The sequence below is a fragment of the Haemophilus influenzae genome (genome assembly GCF_001457655.1).
In the GTDB taxonomy this organism is placed as follows: domain Bacteria; phylum Pseudomonadota; class Gammaproteobacteria; order Enterobacterales; family Pasteurellaceae; genus Haemophilus; species Haemophilus influenzae.
In genome coordinates this window covers 1-17,928 of the sequence record NZ_LN831035.1, presented here as the reverse complement: position 1 = coordinate 17,928, position 17,928 = coordinate 1, and the positions used below count along the sequence as shown (strand labels likewise).

Below are 17,928 nucleotides of genomic sequence, written 5' to 3'. Positions count from 1 at the left end.
TACATTATTTTTCACAGAACAGTTGCCATTTCAAATTTTGTAAATGTTTTCTTTCTATATCCACAACGTATTTTTGCAAATGTTGTTGTACTTTATCGACAGATAAATGTTTAGAACGCGTTGGTTGCTGTATTTTCTGTGAATATTGAAATTGCACAAAGCCACATTGGGGCAATTGTCGTCCTTTCATTACATTGACTTGCCAAGATGGATTTTCCTTCGTTGGCGAATAGATGACATATCCATTTAATTCATTTGGATTGGTCGAATTTTCTGGAATAGTATCAAAATGAAAATCTTTCACGTCTGTATTGCGATAAATGCGTTCTCTCAATGCAATGCGTTCTTTAATTGAACGCGCTGGTTGATTGCGATCAAAAAGAATTTCAATTTCAGATTGCCAATTTTCTAGCGTATCTGGCTTAGATATATACGCATAGCGTGCAATGGTTCCTAAATCTTGGCTGCCAGTAAGTACATAATGTTTGCCATTATATTCTAACTGCGTAGGCACATTTAATTGGGTCAGCTTAGTTGCACAGCCTGAAAGTATAAGTGCGGTCAAAATAACAAAAATTTTATTCATTAATATCTCGCTTAAAGACAAATTCAGTTTCAGTGGAGGATGCTGAATCAAACCAATAACCAGCTAAATCAAATTCTTTTAATTGTTCAATGTTGGTTAAACGATGTTGAATAAGATAACGGCACATTAAGCCTCGTGCTTTTTTAGCATAAAAGCTAATTACTTTGTATTTTCCATTTTTATTGTCTAAGAAAACTGGCTTGATAATTTTGGCGTTAAGTTGGTTTTCTTTAACAGATTTATAATATTCATCAGAGGCTAGATTGACTAATACATTATCGCCTTGTGCATCAATAGCTTGTTGAACTGCTTGGGTAATCACATTTCCCCAAAAGGCATACAGATCTTTTCCTTTCGGATTGGCTAATTTTGTCCCCATTTCTAATCGGTAAGGTTGCATTAAATCAAGCGGTTTTAAAAGTCCATAAAGCCCAGACAGCATACGTAAATGGGATTGCGCAAAAATGACATCATCTTCCGAAAGGGAATCAGCATCTAAACCTGTATAAACATCGCCTTTAAATGCAAAGAGTGCAGGGCGAGAATTGTCTTCATTGTGAATTTTTGTCCATTCTGCAAAGCGTGCGGCATTTAAACCTGCCAACTTATCGCTGATAGACATTAATGATGAAAGATCTTGCGGAGAAAGTTTACGACAAACCTCAATAAGTTGTTCGCTGTAATCGGTAAAGTGCGGTTGAGAAACAGGAAAATTTTTTACCGCACTTTCAAAATCAAGGGTTTTGGCAGGGGAGATAATCGCTAACATAATCGTCCTTTTATGAAAAAAGAATGGGCGTATCTTAGCATAAAAATTTACGTTAAACGCGTTTATATAAGCCATTTTCACTTATGATAAGATCTTGCAACTCAAGATCGAGCAACTGAACAAGCAAAACATCGACACTCAAGTTAAATTCTTCCGCTAAATCATCAATGCTCACAGGCGTGTAACCAATACGCGAGTAAAGTTTCGGGTGGCTTGGTGCTTCTACTAATCGGCGAGGATCAGGTGGTGGCGTGTAATTAGGCACGGCGATCTGGTCAAAATCAATTTCAGTTTGGCTATGGATTGAATGTTGATAGAGGGTTTCCAAAATATCTTTAGCATTTTCTACCAACATTGCACCTTGTTTAATTAGGCGATGACAACCTTGACTTGATTCATTTTGAATATTGCCTGGCACAGCAAAAACCTCTCGGTTTTGTTCCAACGCATACCGTGCAGTAATAAGTGATCCGCTTTTTTCGGTGGCTTCAACAACAAGCGTGCCGACTGAAAGCCCACTAATAATCCGATTACGACGTGGAAAATTAGCAGCAATAGGTGCTTGGTTTGGTAAAAATTCAGAGACTAATGCACCATTATTTTCGATGATTTGTGCTGATAATCTTTGATGTTTAGAGGGATAGATTTGTTCTAATCCACTGCCTAAGACCGCAATAGTTTGCCCTTGAATATTAACGACAGCCTGATGACAATGACCATCAATTCCTAATGCTAAACCGCTTGTTATGGTAAAACCCGCTAATGAAAGTTCTGTTGCAAAATGTTTTGCCCAATATTCTCCATAAGTCGTGCAATAACGGCTCCCAACCATTGCCATTTGGCGTTGTGAAAGTGCGGTTAAATTTCCTTTTACAAATAATAGTGGCGGAAAGTTTGCGGTTTGTTTCAATAAAAAGGGATAAAAAGGGGAAAAATAATTTACTAAATGATTTCCCTCTTTTTGTGACCACGCGAGTGCTGGCTCAATAAATTTTGCTTCAGGTTTGAACCAACGGCGAATTTGAATGGCTCCCCATCCCATTTGTCGGAAAGCAACATCATCATAATTAAGTAATTCATTTAAGGTAATATTGGACAAAATTTTATCAATGCCAACGCCGCCAAGTTTAGGTACTTGCATTAAACGGAGTAATGTGTAGGTAATGTCATTCATATTTTTTCCTTTTTATTTGAAAATCTAGTATGGAAAAAACGAGGGAGAGAAACGATTAATTTAAAAGCATTTTGCGATGCAGATCGCAAAAATTCTTTTTAATGAATAAAAAATTGCAAAATTTTTCTTATTTTGAAAATATAAAAAATCCAATAAGAAAAATTTGTTGATTAAGATGGTATTGGTTAAATGTGCTAATTTTATTAAATTTATTAGTTAAATGTATATTTTATGAAGTGTAAGCAGGTTTATTTTTAATATAAAATGCCAAAAAATAGTTTGACAGCCAGTTTTTTATTCGTAATATGGAAAACGTTTTACACAGAAGGATTTTTATTTATGTCTCGTATTGTTTCTTTATCTCTCAACCTGCTGCTCTCACATTTTGCGTGCGGCTAAGTTGTGGATAAAAAACAGTCAGATGTAAATACCCAATTTTAAACCCGCACTTTATAAGTCGCGGGTTTTTTGTCTAAAAAATACAGGAAAAACGCACCGCACTTTTGGAGTGATTTTAGAGGAACTTTTAGTAAGGATATTGTTATGACAGATCGCGTTATTATTTTTGATACCACCTTGCGTGATGGGGAACAGGCGTTAAAAGCAAGTTTAACGGTAAAAGAAAAATTACAGATCGCTTTAGCACTTGAACGCTTAGGCGTGGATGTAATGGAAGTGGGGTTCCCCGTTTCTTCTCAAGGAGATTTTGAATCTGTTCAAACCATTGCACGCCATATTAAAAACGCCCGTGTTGCCGCGTTATCTCGAGCCGTAGATAAAGACATTGATGCCGCATACGAAGCATTGAAAGTTGCTGAAGCATTCCGTATTCATACGTTTATTGCAAGTTCCGCATTGCACGTTGAAGCGAAATTAAAACGTTCTTTTGATGATGTAGTAGGAATGGCAGTTGCAGCAGTGAAACGCGCACGTAATTATACGGATGATGTTGAGTTTTCTTGCGAAGATGCGGGGCGTACAGGCATTGATAATATCTGTCGTATTGTTGAAGCCGCAATCAATGCAGGTGCAACTACAGTAAATATTCCCGATACAGTCGGTTTCTGCTTACCAAATGAATATGGCAACATTATTGCTCAAGTGCGTAATCGCGTGCCGAATATCGACAAAGCTGTGATTTCTGTGCATTGCCACAATGACTTAGGTATGGCAACCGCTAATTCTTTAACGGCAGTGCAAAATGGTGCGCGTCAAATTGAATGTACTATTAATGGAATTGGGGAACGTGCGGGCAATACTTCCCTTGAAGAAGTAGTCATGGCAATGAAAGTTCGTCAGGATTTTATGGGCGTGGATACTCGTATCAATACCCAAGAAATTCATCGTGTCAGCCAAATGGTTAGCCAACTTTGCAATATGCCGATTCAACCGAATAAAGCCATTGTGGGTTCAAATGCTTTTGCTCATTCTTCTGGTATCCATCAAGATGGTATGTTGAAAAACAAAAATACCTACGAAATCATGTCTCCAGAAACCATTGGATTGAAAAAAGAAAAATTGAATTTAACTGCCCGTTCTGGTCGCGCAGCTGTGAAAGGTCATATGACGGATATGGGCTATAACGAACAAGATTATGATTTGGATAAATTGTATGACGCGTTCTTAAAATTGGCGGATAAAAAAGGTCAAGTGTTCGATTATGACTTGGAAGCCTTGGCGTTTATCGATATGCAACAAGGGGACGAGGATCGCTTAGTATTAGATAAACTTTCTGCTCATTCAACGAAAGAATATCCAGCAACAGCCTTTGTTCAATTGAAGTTGGATGGCGAAAAATTAAGTACGTCTTCAATTGGCGGCAATGGCCCAGTGGATGCGGTTTACAACGCCATCTTAAATTTAACTGGCTTAGAAATCAAAATGTCTCACTATAACTTAACCGCTAAAGGCGAGGGTGCAGAAGCATTAGGGCAAGTGGATATTGTGGTGGAACACAAAGGGCGTAAATTCCACGGTGTCGGTTTAGCAACAGATATTGTTGAATCTTCCGCACTTGCTTTAGTCCACGCTATCAATGCCATTTATCGAGCGCATAAAGTGGCAGATATTAAGAATCATAAACAGCATTAATCTATCGAGTTCCCCTTTTTCGCAAAGAGGGGAAAAATACGAAAAAACTAACCGCACTTTTGAAGTAAAAAATAGGAAAAATAATATGCAATCATACAATATAGCAGTATTAGCAGGCGATGGTATCGGCCCCGAAGTAATGGCTGAAGCCATTAAAGTATTAAACAAAGTTCAAGAAAAATTTGGTTTTAAACTTAACTTTAACGAGTTTTTTGTGGGCGGTGCTGCCATTGATCATTGCGGTTATCCATTACCAGCAGAAACCTTAAAAGGCTGTGATGAAGCGGATGCGATTTTGTTTGGCTCTGTGGGCGGCCCTAAATGGACAAATTTACCGCCAGATCAACAGCCAGAACGTGGTGCATTATTGCCTTTGCGTAAATATTTCAAATTATTCTGTAATCTTCGCCCTGCTACCCTTTATAAAGGACTCGAAAAATTCTGTCCATTACGTGCAGATATTGCCGCAAAAGGCTTTGATATGGTGGTAGTACGTGAATTAACGGGCGGAATTTATTTTGGTCAGCCTAAAGGCCGTGAGGGGGATGGTACACAAACCAAAGCATTTGATACCGAAGTGTATTACAAATATGAAATCGAACGCATTGCACGTGCGGCTTTTGATGCAGCAATGAAACGCAATAAAAAAGTCACTTCTGTGGATAAAGCTAACGTATTACAGTCTTCTATTTTATGGCGTGAAACCGTGACAGAAATGGCAAAAGACTATCCAGAAGTGACTTTAGAGCATATCTATATCGATAACGCCACAATGCAATTAATCAAGGCACCAGAATCTTTTGATGTTTTACTTTGCTCTAACATTTTCGGCGATATTATTTCTGACGAAGCGGCTATGATCACAGGTTCTATGGGAATGTTGCCATCTGCAAGCCTCAACGAAGAAGGTTTTGGTTTATACGAGCCTGCTGGTGGTTCTGCCCCTGATATTGCAGGCAAAGGCATTGCCAACCCAATCGCACAAATTCTTTCTGCCGCGATGATGTTGCGTTACAGCTTCAACTTAAATGAAGCAGCAGATGCTATTGAAAGTGCGGTTCAAAAAGTCTTGGCAAGTGGTCATCGCACCGCTGATTTAGCAGATGATTCCACACCAGTTTCAACGGCAGAAATGGGTACATTGATTACACAAGCAATTTAATACTTGCCTTCCTCCGTTTACGGGGGAAGGTGCCCGAAGGGCGGAAGGGGGGCAATCTCCCACTCTTAGTTATTTAGAAATATCCCCAATAAACAGGGGGACAAAGTATTTAAAGTGCGGCTGAAAAACACGTCGAATTTTAACCGCACTTCCCTTAACGAATAGAGAAAAATATTATGGCAAAAACACTTTACGAAAAATTATTTGATTCACACATTGTGTATGAAGCAGAGGGCGAAACGCCGATTTTGTATATCAACCGTCATTTGATTCACGAAGTAACCAGCCCGCAGGCCTTTGATGGGTTACGCGTCGCAAATCGCCAAGTACGTCAAGTAAACAAAACTTTCGGCACAATGGATCACAGCATTTCTACTCAAGTACGAGACGTCAATAAACTTGAAGGTCAAGCGAAAATTCAAGTGTTAGAATTGGATAAAAATACCAAAGCAACAGGTATTAAATTATTTGATATAACAACCAAAGAGCAAGGCATTGTACACGTTATGGGGCCTGAACAAGGTTTAACCTTACCGGGTATGACAATTGTTTGTGGCGATTCACACACCGCAACGCACGGTGCATTTGGTGCCTTGGCTTTTGGTATTGGTACTTCTGAAGTAGAACACGTATTAGCCACTCAAACTTTAAAACAGGCTCGCGCAAAAAGTATGAAAATTGAAGTGCGTGGTAAAGTCGCATCAGGTATTACGGCAAAAGATATTATTCTTGCCATTATCGGTAAAACCACTATGGCAGGCGGAACAGGACACGTTGTAGAATTCTGCGGCGAAGCGATCCGAGACCTTTCTATGGAGGGGCGTATGACTGTATGTAATATGGCGATTGAAATGGGTGCAAAAGCAGGCTTGATTGCACCAGATGAAACCACATTTGCATATTTGAAAGATCGTCCACACGCGCCGAAAGGCAAGGATTGGGATGATGCGGTTGCTTATTGGAAAACCTTAAAATCTGACGATGATGCACAATTTGACACTGTGGTAACGCTAGAAGCAAAAGACATCGCACCACAAGTCACTTGGGGGACAAACCCAGGGCAGGTAATTTCTGTGAATGAAACCATACCAAATCCGCAAGAAATGGCAGATCCTGTACAACGTGCTTCGGCAGAAAAAGCCTTACATTATATTGGCTTGGAAGCTGGCACTAATTTAAAAGATATTAAAGTTGATCAAGTATTTATCGGATCTTGCACCAACTCGCGTATTGAAGATTTACGCGCAGCAGCGGCTGTAATGAAAGGTCGTAAAAAAGCGGATAATGTAAAACGTATTTTAGTAGTACCGGGTTCTGGCTTAGTGAAAGAACAAGCGGAAAAAGAGGGCTTGGATAAAATCTTTATTGCCGCAGGTGCAGAATGGCGTAATCCAGGTTGTTCAATGTGCTTAGGAATGAACGACGACCGTTTAGGCGAATGGGAACGCTGTGCTTCCACGTCAAACCGTAACTTTGAAGGGCGTCAAGGTCGTAATGGGCGTACCCATTTAGTAAGTCCTGCAATGGCAGCGGCGGCAGGAATGTTCGGTAAATTTGTTGATATTCGTGAAGTGGCATTAAATTAAGGCTCAATAAGAGGAAAAAGAAAAATGGCAGGATTTAAACAACTTTCAGGCTTAGTCGTTCCATTGGATGCGGCGAATGTAGATACTGATGCAATTATTCCAAAACAATTTTTACAAGCCATCACTCGCGTAGGTTTCGGCAAACATTTATTCCACGAATGGCGTTATTTAGATGTGGACGGCACTAAGCCAAATCCAGAATTTGTCTTGAATTATCCACGATATCAAGGTGCGACGATTTTGCTCGCACGTAAAAATCTTGGTTGTGGTTCTTCTCGTGAACATGCCCCTTGGGCATTAGCAGACTACGGCTTTAAAGTAATGATCGCCCCAAGTTTTGCAGATATTTTCTATAACAACAGCTTAAACAACCACATGTTACCGATTCGTTTAAGCGAAGAAGAAGTAGAAGAAATCTTCCAATGGGTATGGGCAAATGATGGCAAACAAATCCACGTAGATTTAGAAGCGATGACGGTCACTGTAGGGGATAAAGTTTATCACTTTGAACTGGATGAATTCCGCCGTCATTGTTTGCTAAACGGTTTAGATAATATCGGCTTAACTCTACAGCACGAAGACAAAATCTCAGCATACGAAAAAAATATTCCAGCGTTTTTACGTTAAAAATAAAAAATGAGCTGATTTTTCACCGCACTTAATCACTGAATTTCATTCAAAAATAAAGCCCTGTAATACACAGGGCTTTGTCGTCTATAACGCTAATTCAAACAGGCTTATTAAAAACTAAAACTTAGTTTCACTTCCGCTGTTTTTTGTTTTTCCGCTTGTTTTGCTTTTGTTAATCCACCGATTAGACTTAATTTCACATTATGATATTTCAATTTAAGTCCCGCGTTATATTGCTGTTGATTTTCCACGTTGTAAGCAAAATCATATCTATCTACATTAATTTTGCCGCTGCCTTGATTTGCATCATATCGAGCAGACAAAATTGGCGTAATGGAAAACTCGCCTAAGTGATAAGTATAACTTAAATCAACTTGAGCAAAGGCTGTTTTGACAGATATTGGATTTACTTTAATGCGATCTTGATCTAATGCAAAATTAGCGTTTGATAAGTAACTATAACGAACCCCTACAGTTGGTTTAACAGCAAAATTGCCAAGATTAAATGCTTTGCCTGCGGTTAAACCAAATTGTGCAGTATGGCGAGCAAATTTCGCATTATGATTAGTTTGTAAGTTGCTTTGGAAATTACCATAGCCTAAATCCACCGCTAAATACCAATGATTATCCGCATAATATTTAGAATAGAAATTAACTTGTGCTAGAGTATTTTTACTGCTTGCCTTATCAAAGTTGTTACTATTGCGAACATAAGTAAACACGCCACCTAACTGAACATTGTTTGAGATTGTTTGATCCCAACCAAGTTGAGTTTGCGTACTTTTAGAACTAAAACGACGATATTGCTCTGAGGAATAATTTTTGTTCATTGAAGTATTAGATACCCAAACGTTATATTGCCCCTCGTTATTCATTTCTAACTGGCTAATATGTTGAGAAACTGCTTTCCCTACATTTAATGCAACAAATTGTGCTTTTGCCCTTGCATCAGAAATTACCGCATTTGTGTTTGTACTTGTGAGATCGCGCAATGGTACTGCAGAACGATCGCTGTCACTTGTAACAGTTGGTTCCGAGCTAACATTTCTTCTACTTCTACGTCTACTATTTGTCTTATTACTTTCTGAATTATCAGCTACTGTTGTTTTTTCAGTAGAAGTCTCTTGAGGCTGGCTAACACTTCTTCTATGTCTACGATTTGGCTTACTGCTTTTTGAATTATCAGCTACTGTTGTTTTGTCAGTAGAAGTTACTGTTGTTTCTTCAGTAGAAGTCTCTTTAGGCTGGCTAACACTTCTTCTACGTCTACTCTTTGACTCACTGCTTTCTGAATTATTTGCTACAGAATTATCCGCAACAGTATTAGCTTCAGGCTGACGATCATTTTCGGTCACAGTTTCCATTTGTGGTTTATCGGATTTTTCAGCAGTTTCTGTCATTGCGGTTGCAGATCCAGTATTTATTGAATTCTCTGGTGCAGGTTGTTCAACATTTGAGCTAGTCTCTTTCGCAGGTTGTTCAGTGCTTACTGTTGCACTTGGTTGTGTTTGCAGTTGAGCTTGAACTTCTTCTGCATTCTTAACAGTCGGAACCTTTTCACTTTCAAGCTCTGCTTGCGGTTGAACAGTTTCAGACTGTTCCTGTTTCGGAGACGCTTGAGAAGCCATTTGAGGTGCTTCTTGAGTTTTCTCTTTTTCTACTTTAGCCGTTTTCTCTGTTTCTGTTGGTTGAGAAGCTTTATTTTCTGCTTGGTTTTCTGATACTACAGGCGTTACAGGTTCAGCGTTAGTTTTTTCACTTGGTTGTTGAGTTTCTTCCGCTGGTTTACTGTTTGGCGAAGTCGTCTCTGCCGCAACAACAGTTGTCGGTTGTGTTTGAGCTTGAACTTGAGCTTCTTCTGTATTTGTATCAGTCGGAACTTTTTCAGGAGCAGGCTCTGCTTGTTTCGGAGACACTTGAGAAGTCACTTGTGGGGCTTCTTGAGTTTTCTTTGTTTCTACTTTATCAGTATCCTCTGTTCCTGTTGGATTTATATTATTTGAAGGCAAGCTAACACTTCTTCTACCTCTACTTTTTGGTTTATTGTTTTCTGAAGCATCTTTCACTACTGTTTCTTCAGTAGAATTTATTTCAGGCTCGCGAGTAGTTTCAGCCTCTTGAGTTTCCTCGGCTTCACTTCCACTTTGAGCCACTTCATTTGTTTTAGTCTTAGTTTCTGCACTTGATTGAGTTTCTTTTGCAACTTCATCATTTTGAGGTGTTGTTTCGGCGGCTTTTTGCTCGTTTTTCTCTACTGTTTCACTTTCTTGCTTACTATTTTCAGCCACTGTTTTAGTTGTCTCTGATGGAACACTTTCTGAATTTGGATTTTCAGCTTGTGTTGCGGTATCAGATTTTGGAGCAGTTTCCGTTGAGTTAGCAGTATTTGCCTCTTCCATCGCTGGTTGAGTGGTTTCTACAGGACGAGTTTCTGGTTGCTCGTTTGCCATTGCTGGTTCAGTAACAGAAGTACTAGGTACATCATTTGGCATAGCTTCGTCTGCTGGCATAACTTCGTCTACTTTTTTGTAAGTAATAACGTAAGTATTCACTTTTTCTTCTGAGATTTTATCTGTAACGTATCCATTAAAATGAAGTTTGTGTTTATCGACTGATTTTTCAAAGTCTGATTTTAATACAGCTTTTTCGTCTAACATCTTACCATTAGGATCTCTATGGGTAACCGTAACACCAAAACTACCTTGAGTTCGCGGTGCTACATTTGTTGTAGCAGGTGCAGGTGGTGCTGGTGGTGGAACTGGTGCTTTAAGACGAGCTATTTCTTCATTGTTACTTGATACGCTAGGTACATCAGCTTGCATATTATTAGGTGTTGCAATACTTGGCGTATCGACAGTTAGGTTTCTTTTTTCCGCCTCTGGGTTATGCAAGTAATAACGTCCACTATCTTGTTTCAACGTATATTTCCAAGCACCTCGATCAACACTGCCATTTGCTAATGTCACTTCTAAATTACTTCTTGTTGCATTTGAAGCATCAAAAAGCGTGAGTTCATTTTTTGTAGGCTCGCCTGTTTTATTTGCTACTTGTAATGTAAAGTTACCTGTGGCGGATTTGGTTACAACAACTTTGTCATTTTTATTATTGGTAAAATCAACCCAATAATAGAAAGAACCATTGCCTGATAAGCTATTCACAGTCAGTGTGTTATATTTTGTCACATTGTTTGAATTGTCTGCTGAATTTAAATGAATATGTCCATTTGCTAGATCTAGTTGATGAACATCACTATTTCCTGTTAAATGCCAATGGCTATTTTCTTTTAAATTAACTTGGCTAGTTCCCGTGCTTTGAATTGTGCCGAATAAGTTAGCCTTGCCTAAAACAAAGTTTGCATTACCTGATAAATTTACATTGCCAGATACATTGGTGGCGTTAAAGCTATTAAGGGCTTTATCGGATAATTTGTCAGTAGTACAAGTCACATAGCCCGTATAGTCAGAACGTACACAAACGGTATCGCCTGCTTTATAGCCAATATGTACTTTTGCATTATTAGAAGCTGTGATATTTGAAGTAATGTTTGCAACATTGCGACCTGAATAAAGGGTTGCGTTATTGGTTACATTAATATTTGTTGCTTTAAAATTGCGGTTAATCCAGTCGTCTTCTACCACCACTTCATTATTTTCAGCAAAGTGAGGATCTTTATTTGTCGAAGAAATACCTGCAATATCTCTTGCGTGCGGTGTTGGTCTGCCTGAAAGGAATAAGGTGCCTTTTTCAACCTTTAAATCGCCATTAAGGTTTGTACCGCCTGTTAATAAAAAGCGATTTTGATCGGTTTTGCCACTAAAGGTAACGTTTAATTTGCCGTTTTGATCTGCCTTATTTTCTTCCTCGCCAAAATAACCGTTAAAGCCATTCATACGCTCGTTGTTGATATGGTTCATTACATTTTTTTGAGCGTCTAGTTTCTCAGTTCCCATATATAGCCAACTATCATTGCTTTCTCCTCTGTTTTGAGGAAATTCTGAGCGAATGCTAGCACCTTTTTTTAACGCATAATAAGTTCTATTTTCTTCATTAAAATAGAGTTGGTATCCATATTGTATTTGTCGAAAGGTATAATAAGGAGCATCTTCATCTCGTGGTTTTACATAATATATAGAAACCGTATTTGGATCTGTAATCAAATTATCCCCAGTAATTGTTACAGTAGAGGATTTACTGGTATTGTGATTAACTAATCTAGCCCCCTCATCAATATTTCTAATGTGATCAAATTTAAGTGAATTACCATTTAAATCTAATCGACCGCCTCTAAAACCAAAGTAAATTGAATTTGGATCTACTTGCTTATCATCATTAAGTACAACAGTTGAGCGACCACTCACTATACCTACTTGTGAAAAGGCTTTAACTTTATTATTGGCATCAGCTTGTTGTTTTAAGATAACAGTACCGTCACCTACTTTAAGCAATCCTTTATTTTCTCCCTTTCCTTCTACAATTAATGTTCCTTTGCCGATTTTAGCTAAACGATCAGATTGTGGGTTATGTACTTTCCACGTTACTGTTTTTCCATCAGCAACAGAAACGCCAGCTCCTTTCCAAGTGGTACTATCAGAAGTGCCTTTAACTTCATAATCTCCTTCAAAGAACAAGCCGCCTGCGCCTTGATCGATATTATTATTTAAGGTAAGCGTTCCATTTCCTTTAAGAGTAATACTTTTTCCATGGTTAGCTTTTTCTCCATCAGTTTTTTTTGTGTTATCAAATAAATCAACACTTAAAGGTTTTATTCCCCCCGTAATCGTACTTGTACTACCAGTGGCTTTCCAACTATATTGGGTGTTAGAACCAGTTAAAGAACCCGCAGTATCTTTATCTAGAACAGTTTTTGCAAATTCAGGTTTATAAATATTCCATTCTTGCCAAGATTTTTTGTTATAACCCGCCCAAAAATCATAAGACCCAAGAAAAAGCCATTTCCCTTTTTCTCTATCATATACAAATAATGGGGAGCCACTGTCGCCTAAAACAGCATAATTGGTAAGCGGATCTTGAGATAATATTCCTTTTGGATCGATGTGTTCATTATTTGAGTTTCCAAAGCCGATAAGCCCATTGTTTTCGTGGTTTACTTTATAAGGTGTGCCTGCAATGCCATAGGTATAAGCATTACCAACTAGTTTGAGATTATCTCCACCAATATCCCAGTTTTTCAACAGATTTCCTTTGTTATCTTTTTGCGACAAGATTAATTTGTAATAAGCTCCTTTTTCGTAGATAAATTGGGTACCACTTCCTAGTCTTACAAAAGCAGGATATTTATTCTGATCATTATATGTGCCAGCATCACTACTTGCAGTTGAAGCCTCTATTGGTGCAACTTCGGTAACAAATTTATCAAGACGTGGCATATAGTAGTCTTCACGGCGTTTTTGAGCTTTTTCTTCTCCAGTTGTAGCCTGCCCCTTTAATTCTGAAGGAAAATCATTTTTTTCAACGGTGTAATATCGGTTTTCTTCAGAGGATACATCTCGGTGTGCCTTGGCATTGCCATTATTCATATTGCCGTTTAAGTTACCAAAATGTAGTTCACTCACGCCGTTACTAACGTGTTTTACGCCTACTACATATTGTGGATTCACCAACGTGGCAATTCTTTTATCTACATCCACAACACTAAAATCAATCATCGGAATGCCATTAGGTAAAGCATTGCCTAAAGAGTGGTTATTTTTATCTCTCACTTCCACATTTGTTGCACCAACAGAAAATCTCCCTTTATTTTCTGCAAAATCACGAAATATTTGATAATCCACATCGTCTCTCACTAACGCAGCTTCTGTATAAGGGGTTAATGCGTAGGCGACAGTAAGCGCAATAAAATTGAGTTTGAATTTTTTATTTAGCATAGAAGCTGTCCTTATTAATTAAGTTTAAAAAGTAGATTTGATAGGACACAATTTGATATACGGTTACAAGTTGATTCAAATTTTGGCTGTGTTGCGTTGATAATTTGCAAGTTGTCTTCATCTTTATAATGAGCGAGCTTTATAGCATAAATCGCTCAAAACTTGAATTACATTTACGAGGTAATGATAATAATTTTTGATATTTTTAAAAAATTGGCGTATTTTCCACCGCACTTTTGGCTAATTTAAGGCGTTAATGATGCCATTATGAACAGAAAACATTTTTTTGTTTTCCACTTGCATTTCTTTTAGTTGTCTTTGCGTAATGGCGGTAACAAACACTTGTGAGCCACTTTGTTGTAATCGTTCTGCCAACAAGGCACGTTTGTATTGATCTAATTCCGAGGCAAAATCATCGATCAAAAAAATACAATGGCGTTGCTTTTCTTTCATTAAATGCTCGCCCTGCGCTAGTCTTAATGCACACATTAAAAGTTTAAGTTGTCCACGAGAAAGCACATCTTCCACTGGCAATCCTTGTGCTTTGAAACGAAAATCCGCTTTTTGAGGGCCAGCAAAGGTGTAATTTAAGGCACGATCTCGTTCAAAATTTTGTTGAAGAATTTCATAATAATCAGCATTTTTTTCCCACCCTTGATGAAAGCTGACATTAATTTCTAATTCAGGCAAAAAAAGTTGGCAAGTTTGTTCAATTTCAGGGCGGAGAGCTTCTGCATATTCGGCACGCCATTGACTTACTTGGTGGGCAAGTTTGGCAAGTTCAACATCCCAAATTTTTATGGCAGAGTAAGGCTGATTTTGTGCAAGGGCGGCATTTCGTTGTTTAAGTAATCGATTGAGATTGCTCCAAGCGGAATAGAAACTTGTTTGGTGGTGGAATAATCCCCAATCTAAAAACGCTCGGCGATAACTTGGCCCGCCGTTGAGTAAGGTTAAGCCCTCTGGCGTGATTAATTGCATTGGCAGAAGATGGGCAAGATCGGAAATTTTATTGCCATCTTCGCCGTTAATTTTTACTAAGGTGCTGCCTTGACGCAGTTTTTGTAAGCCGACAGACCATTGATGTTGGCTTTCTTGGATTTGTCCAAATAGGGTAAAGTGCGGTTGGTCGTAAGAAATGATGCGATTTGTGACCGCACTTTTAAATGAACGCCCGTGACCAAGATAAAAAATGGCTTCTAATAAGCTGGTTTTTCCGCTGCCGTTGTTGCCGATTAAAAAGTTAAAGCAGGGATCAAAATCAAGATCCACTGCTGTTAAGTTACGAAACTTTTCGACCAGTAAACGAGAAATCGCCATATTATAAACGCATTGGCATAATGACATATTCGCTGCTGCTGTCTTCACAGTTTTCAATTAAGCAGCTGGAGAACGCATCAGTTAAGCGCATTCGCACTTGATTACATTTAAGTGCATTCAGTACATCAAGAATATAGGTGACATTAAAGCCCACTTCTAATTCTTCGCCATTGTAATTGACATCGACAATTTCTTCTGCTTCTTCGTGTTCTGTGTTTGAGGCAGTAATTTTAAGCTGGTTTTCCTTTAAGCTTAAACGTACACTGCGTGCGCGTTCATTAGATAAAATGGACGCACGAACAAAAGCCTGTTTCAGCATTTCCCAATTGCCTTCGACAATTTTTGTGGCATTACGAGGCAATACTCGGCGATAGTCAGGAAAGCGACCATCAATTAATTTTGATGTAAATACCGTGTTTTTTAAATGGACACGTAAATTGTTGGTGCCAATTTGTAAACGTGCTGGTTCATCGTTTGTTTCTAATAAACGAACAAGTTCTAACACGCCTTTACGCGGTAAAATCACAGAATGATTTTGTAATTCTTGTTCAAGTGAGATAGTACACACCGCAAGTCTATGACCATCTGTTGCCACCGTTCGCAATAAATTGCCCTCTGTTTCAAATTTCATACCATTTAAGAAATAGCGCGCATCTTGGTTTGCCATAGAAAATTGAGTGGATTCAATTAAACGGCGTAAGGTATTTTGCGGTAGTTCAAAATCCACTTCAGACTGCCAATCTGTGAGGTTTGGATATTCTTCGGCAGGTTGGGTTGTCAGCGTAAAACGGCTACGCCCCGATTGCACTAATGCACGATCTTGTTCAAAAGTCACCGTGATTTCTGAATCATCAGATAAAGTGCGGCAAATATCTAAGAATTTTTTTGCTGGAATGGTAAAAGTGCCATTTTCAGAAGACGATGAAAGCTGAGTTTGACTAGAGAGTTCAACTTCTAAATCTGTACCAGTGATAGTCAGACGATTGTCTTCAATTTGCAACAATACGTTGTTTAATACAGGAATATTTGGGCGATTACTCAATACGCCACATACTTGTTGCAACGGTTTTAATAAATTTTCTCTTGAAATGCTAAATTGCATTGCGTTCTCCTTTTATGCAGGATTTATTGTATTTCTTGGCTCCACCCATTTCTGGGGGGAGCTGCCGAAGGCTGAGGGGGGATTAACCAGCCCCCTTCCGCCCTATGGGCACGTTACTCGCTACGCTCGCCCCTTCGGGGTCGTTGGCAAAGCCAACGCTCAAAACACTTTGTGTTTTGTCCTCCCGCAAGCAGGGGAAGGCAAGGTATTTGTCTAGCGAAAAGTTCTTTGCTGTTTTATATCTTTTTCAATTTTAGATTATGCAGACAAAGTGCGGATTAAATTCGCCCAATCTTCTTGAATGCTATTGTCTTGCTCGCGGAATTTTGGCACTTCGCGGCAAGCGTTTAATACGGTCGTGTGATCACGGTCAAATGCACGACCGATTTCAGGCAAACTGCGGTTTGTTAATTCTTTTGCTAACGCCATTGCAATTTGGCGTGGACGAGTGACTGAACGTGCGCGACTTTTTGATTTTAAATCTGAAACCTTGATTCGATAATATTCAGCTACCACTTTTTGAATATTTTCAATGGTAACCAAGCGTTCTTGTAGAGCCAAAATATCTTTTAAGGTATCTCGCACGAAATCAATATCAATGTCGCCGCCTTTGAAGTCTTGCATTGCTTTCACGCGATTTAATGCACCCTCAAGTTCACGCACGTTGGTACGTAAGCGTTGAGCAATGAAGAAAGCAACTTCTTCTGGCAAGTTCATATTATGTTCTTCCGCCTTTTTCAATAAAATCGCTACGCGAGTTTCAAGATCGGGCGGCTCAATGGCTGTTGTTAAGCCCCAGCCAAAACGTGATTTTAAACGTTCTTCAATTTTTTCAATTTCTTTAGGATAACGATCCGAAGTTAAGATAATTTGGCGACCCGTTTCAAATAAGTTATTGAATATATGGAAGAATTCTTCTTGGGTTTTTTCTTTTTCAGCGAAAAATTGAATGTCATCCACTAAAAGCGCATCAAGAGAACGATAGAATTTTTTAAACTGATCCATTTTATTATCACGCACTGCTTTTACCATATGCTGCATAAAGTTGTTGGCGTGAATATAAAGCACTCGCGCATTCGGTTTATTGGCTAAAATGCCGTTGCCAATGGCGTGTAACAAGTGAGTTTTCCCTAAACCAGTGCCGCCATATAAAAAGAAAGGATTGGCTGATGGTTCGCCCGGTGCTTGAGCAAGTTTTTGACCGACTGCACGTGCCAGTTGGTTCGATTTACCTTCAACAAAGTTATCAAATAAATGTTTAGTATTGAGATGGGATTCAAATTTTATTGGCGTATTAGATTCTGTTTGAAAATCTACCGCACTTTCTGATCTAAGTGTTGTATTTGGTGTACTTTCCACTATCTTGGGTGCAGGCTTGACCCCTTCTTTTAAAGAAATACGCAGTTCAGGATTTTGTGCAAGTGTTTGACAAATTTGCTGGATTTGTGCGAGATAATGGGTTTCCACCCAACCTTTCACAAACATATTAGAAGCATATAAAACAATGTGGTTATTTGATACTACATCAGCCTGTAAAGGACGAAGCCAAGTGCTAAGATCGCTGGCTGAAACTTGATCTTGAAGTTGTAACAGGCAACTTTGCCAAAGATTTGAGAGAGTCAC

The 17,928-nt window shown here is 38.8% G+C and carries 11 protein-coding genes; 4 read left to right on the top strand and 7 right to left on the bottom strand.

All coding sequences use genetic code 11. From position 1 onward, the window contains the following. Positions 1 to 4: 4 nt before the first annotated feature. From AT683_RS00060 to dprA, 3 genes are read right to left on the bottom strand one after another with little or no spacing between them, the layout of a single operon-like run. A complete protein-coding gene (locus tag AT683_RS00060; RefSeq protein WP_005651586.1) occupies positions 5 to 586 on the bottom strand; it encodes a hypothetical protein in 582 nt (193 codons plus the stop codon). Then, positions 579 to 1,355, bottom strand: a complete 777-nt coding sequence (gene yaaA, locus AT683_RS00055) for a peroxide stress protein YaaA (RefSeq protein WP_005688368.1) — start codon at positions 1,353 to 1,355, stop codon at positions 579 to 581. The genes AT683_RS00060 and yaaA overlap by 8 nt, the downstream gene beginning before the upstream one ends. Positions 1,356 to 1,407: 52 nt before the next feature. Next, positions 1,408 to 2,529 (bottom strand): DNA-processing protein DprA, encoded by a 1,122-nt coding sequence (gene dprA / locus AT683_RS00050; RefSeq protein WP_012055334.1) that lies wholly within the window; start codon positions 2,527 to 2,529, stop codon positions 1,408 to 1,410. 543 nt (positions 2,530 to 3,072) lie between these two features. Here dprA and leuA point away from each other — a divergent pair. The 4 genes from leuA to leuD all read left to right on the top strand — a co-directional run bounded on the left by leuA (position 3,073) and on the right by leuD (position 7,995). Then, complete coding sequence (gene leuA / locus AT683_RS00045; protein WP_038440280.1) at positions 3,073 to 4,620, top strand: 2-isopropylmalate synthase; 1,548 nt, start codon at positions 3,073 to 3,075, stop codon at positions 4,618 to 4,620. An 85-nt stretch (positions 4,621 to 4,705) separates the two neighbouring features. Further along, the gene (leuB, locus tag AT683_RS00040; protein ID WP_038440279.1) at positions 4,706 to 5,782 is read left to right on the top strand and encodes a 3-isopropylmalate dehydrogenase; all 1,077 of its coding nucleotides are present in this window, start codon (positions 4,706 to 4,708) and stop codon (positions 5,780 to 5,782) included. A gap of 176 nt (positions 5,783 to 5,958) precedes the next feature. Then, entirely contained in the window at positions 5,959 to 7,368 is a 1,410-nt protein-coding gene (gene leuC / locus AT683_RS00035; RefSeq protein WP_011272333.1) for a 3-isopropylmalate dehydratase large subunit, read from the top strand. Positions 7,369 to 7,392: 24 nt separating this feature from the next. Further along, positions 7,393 to 7,995 (top strand): 3-isopropylmalate dehydratase small subunit, encoded by a 603-nt coding sequence (gene leuD, locus AT683_RS00030; RefSeq protein WP_038440278.1) that lies wholly within the window; start codon positions 7,393 to 7,395, stop codon positions 7,993 to 7,995. Between the two features lie 113 nt (positions 7,996 to 8,108). Here leuD and AT683_RS00025 read toward each other — a convergent pair whose 3' ends face one another. The 4 genes from AT683_RS00025 to dnaA form a co-directional block, all read right to left on the bottom strand. Continuing rightward, positions 8,109 to 13,883: a S6 family peptidase gene (locus AT683_RS00025; RefSeq protein ID WP_038440277.1), complete on the bottom strand. Its 5,775-nt coding sequence runs from the start codon at positions 13,881 to 13,883 to the stop codon at positions 8,109 to 8,111. Positions 13,884 to 14,123: 240 nt separating this feature from the next. Further along, positions 14,124 to 15,203: a DNA replication/repair protein RecF gene (gene recF, locus AT683_RS00020; protein WP_058222239.1), complete on the bottom strand. Its 1,080-nt coding sequence runs from the start codon at positions 15,201 to 15,203 to the stop codon at positions 14,124 to 14,126. Position 15,204: 1 nt separating this feature from the next. Beyond that, the gene (dnaN, locus tag AT683_RS00015; protein WP_005669701.1) at positions 15,205 to 16,305 is read right to left on the bottom strand and encodes a DNA polymerase III subunit beta; all 1,101 of its coding nucleotides are present in this window, start codon (positions 16,303 to 16,305) and stop codon (positions 15,205 to 15,207) included. Between the two features lie 258 nt (positions 16,306 to 16,563). Then, positions 16,564 to 17,928, bottom strand: coding sequence for a chromosomal replication initiator protein DnaA (gene dnaA, locus AT683_RS00005; protein WP_058222135.1), 1,365 nt, complete (start codon positions 17,926 to 17,928; stop codon positions 16,564 to 16,566).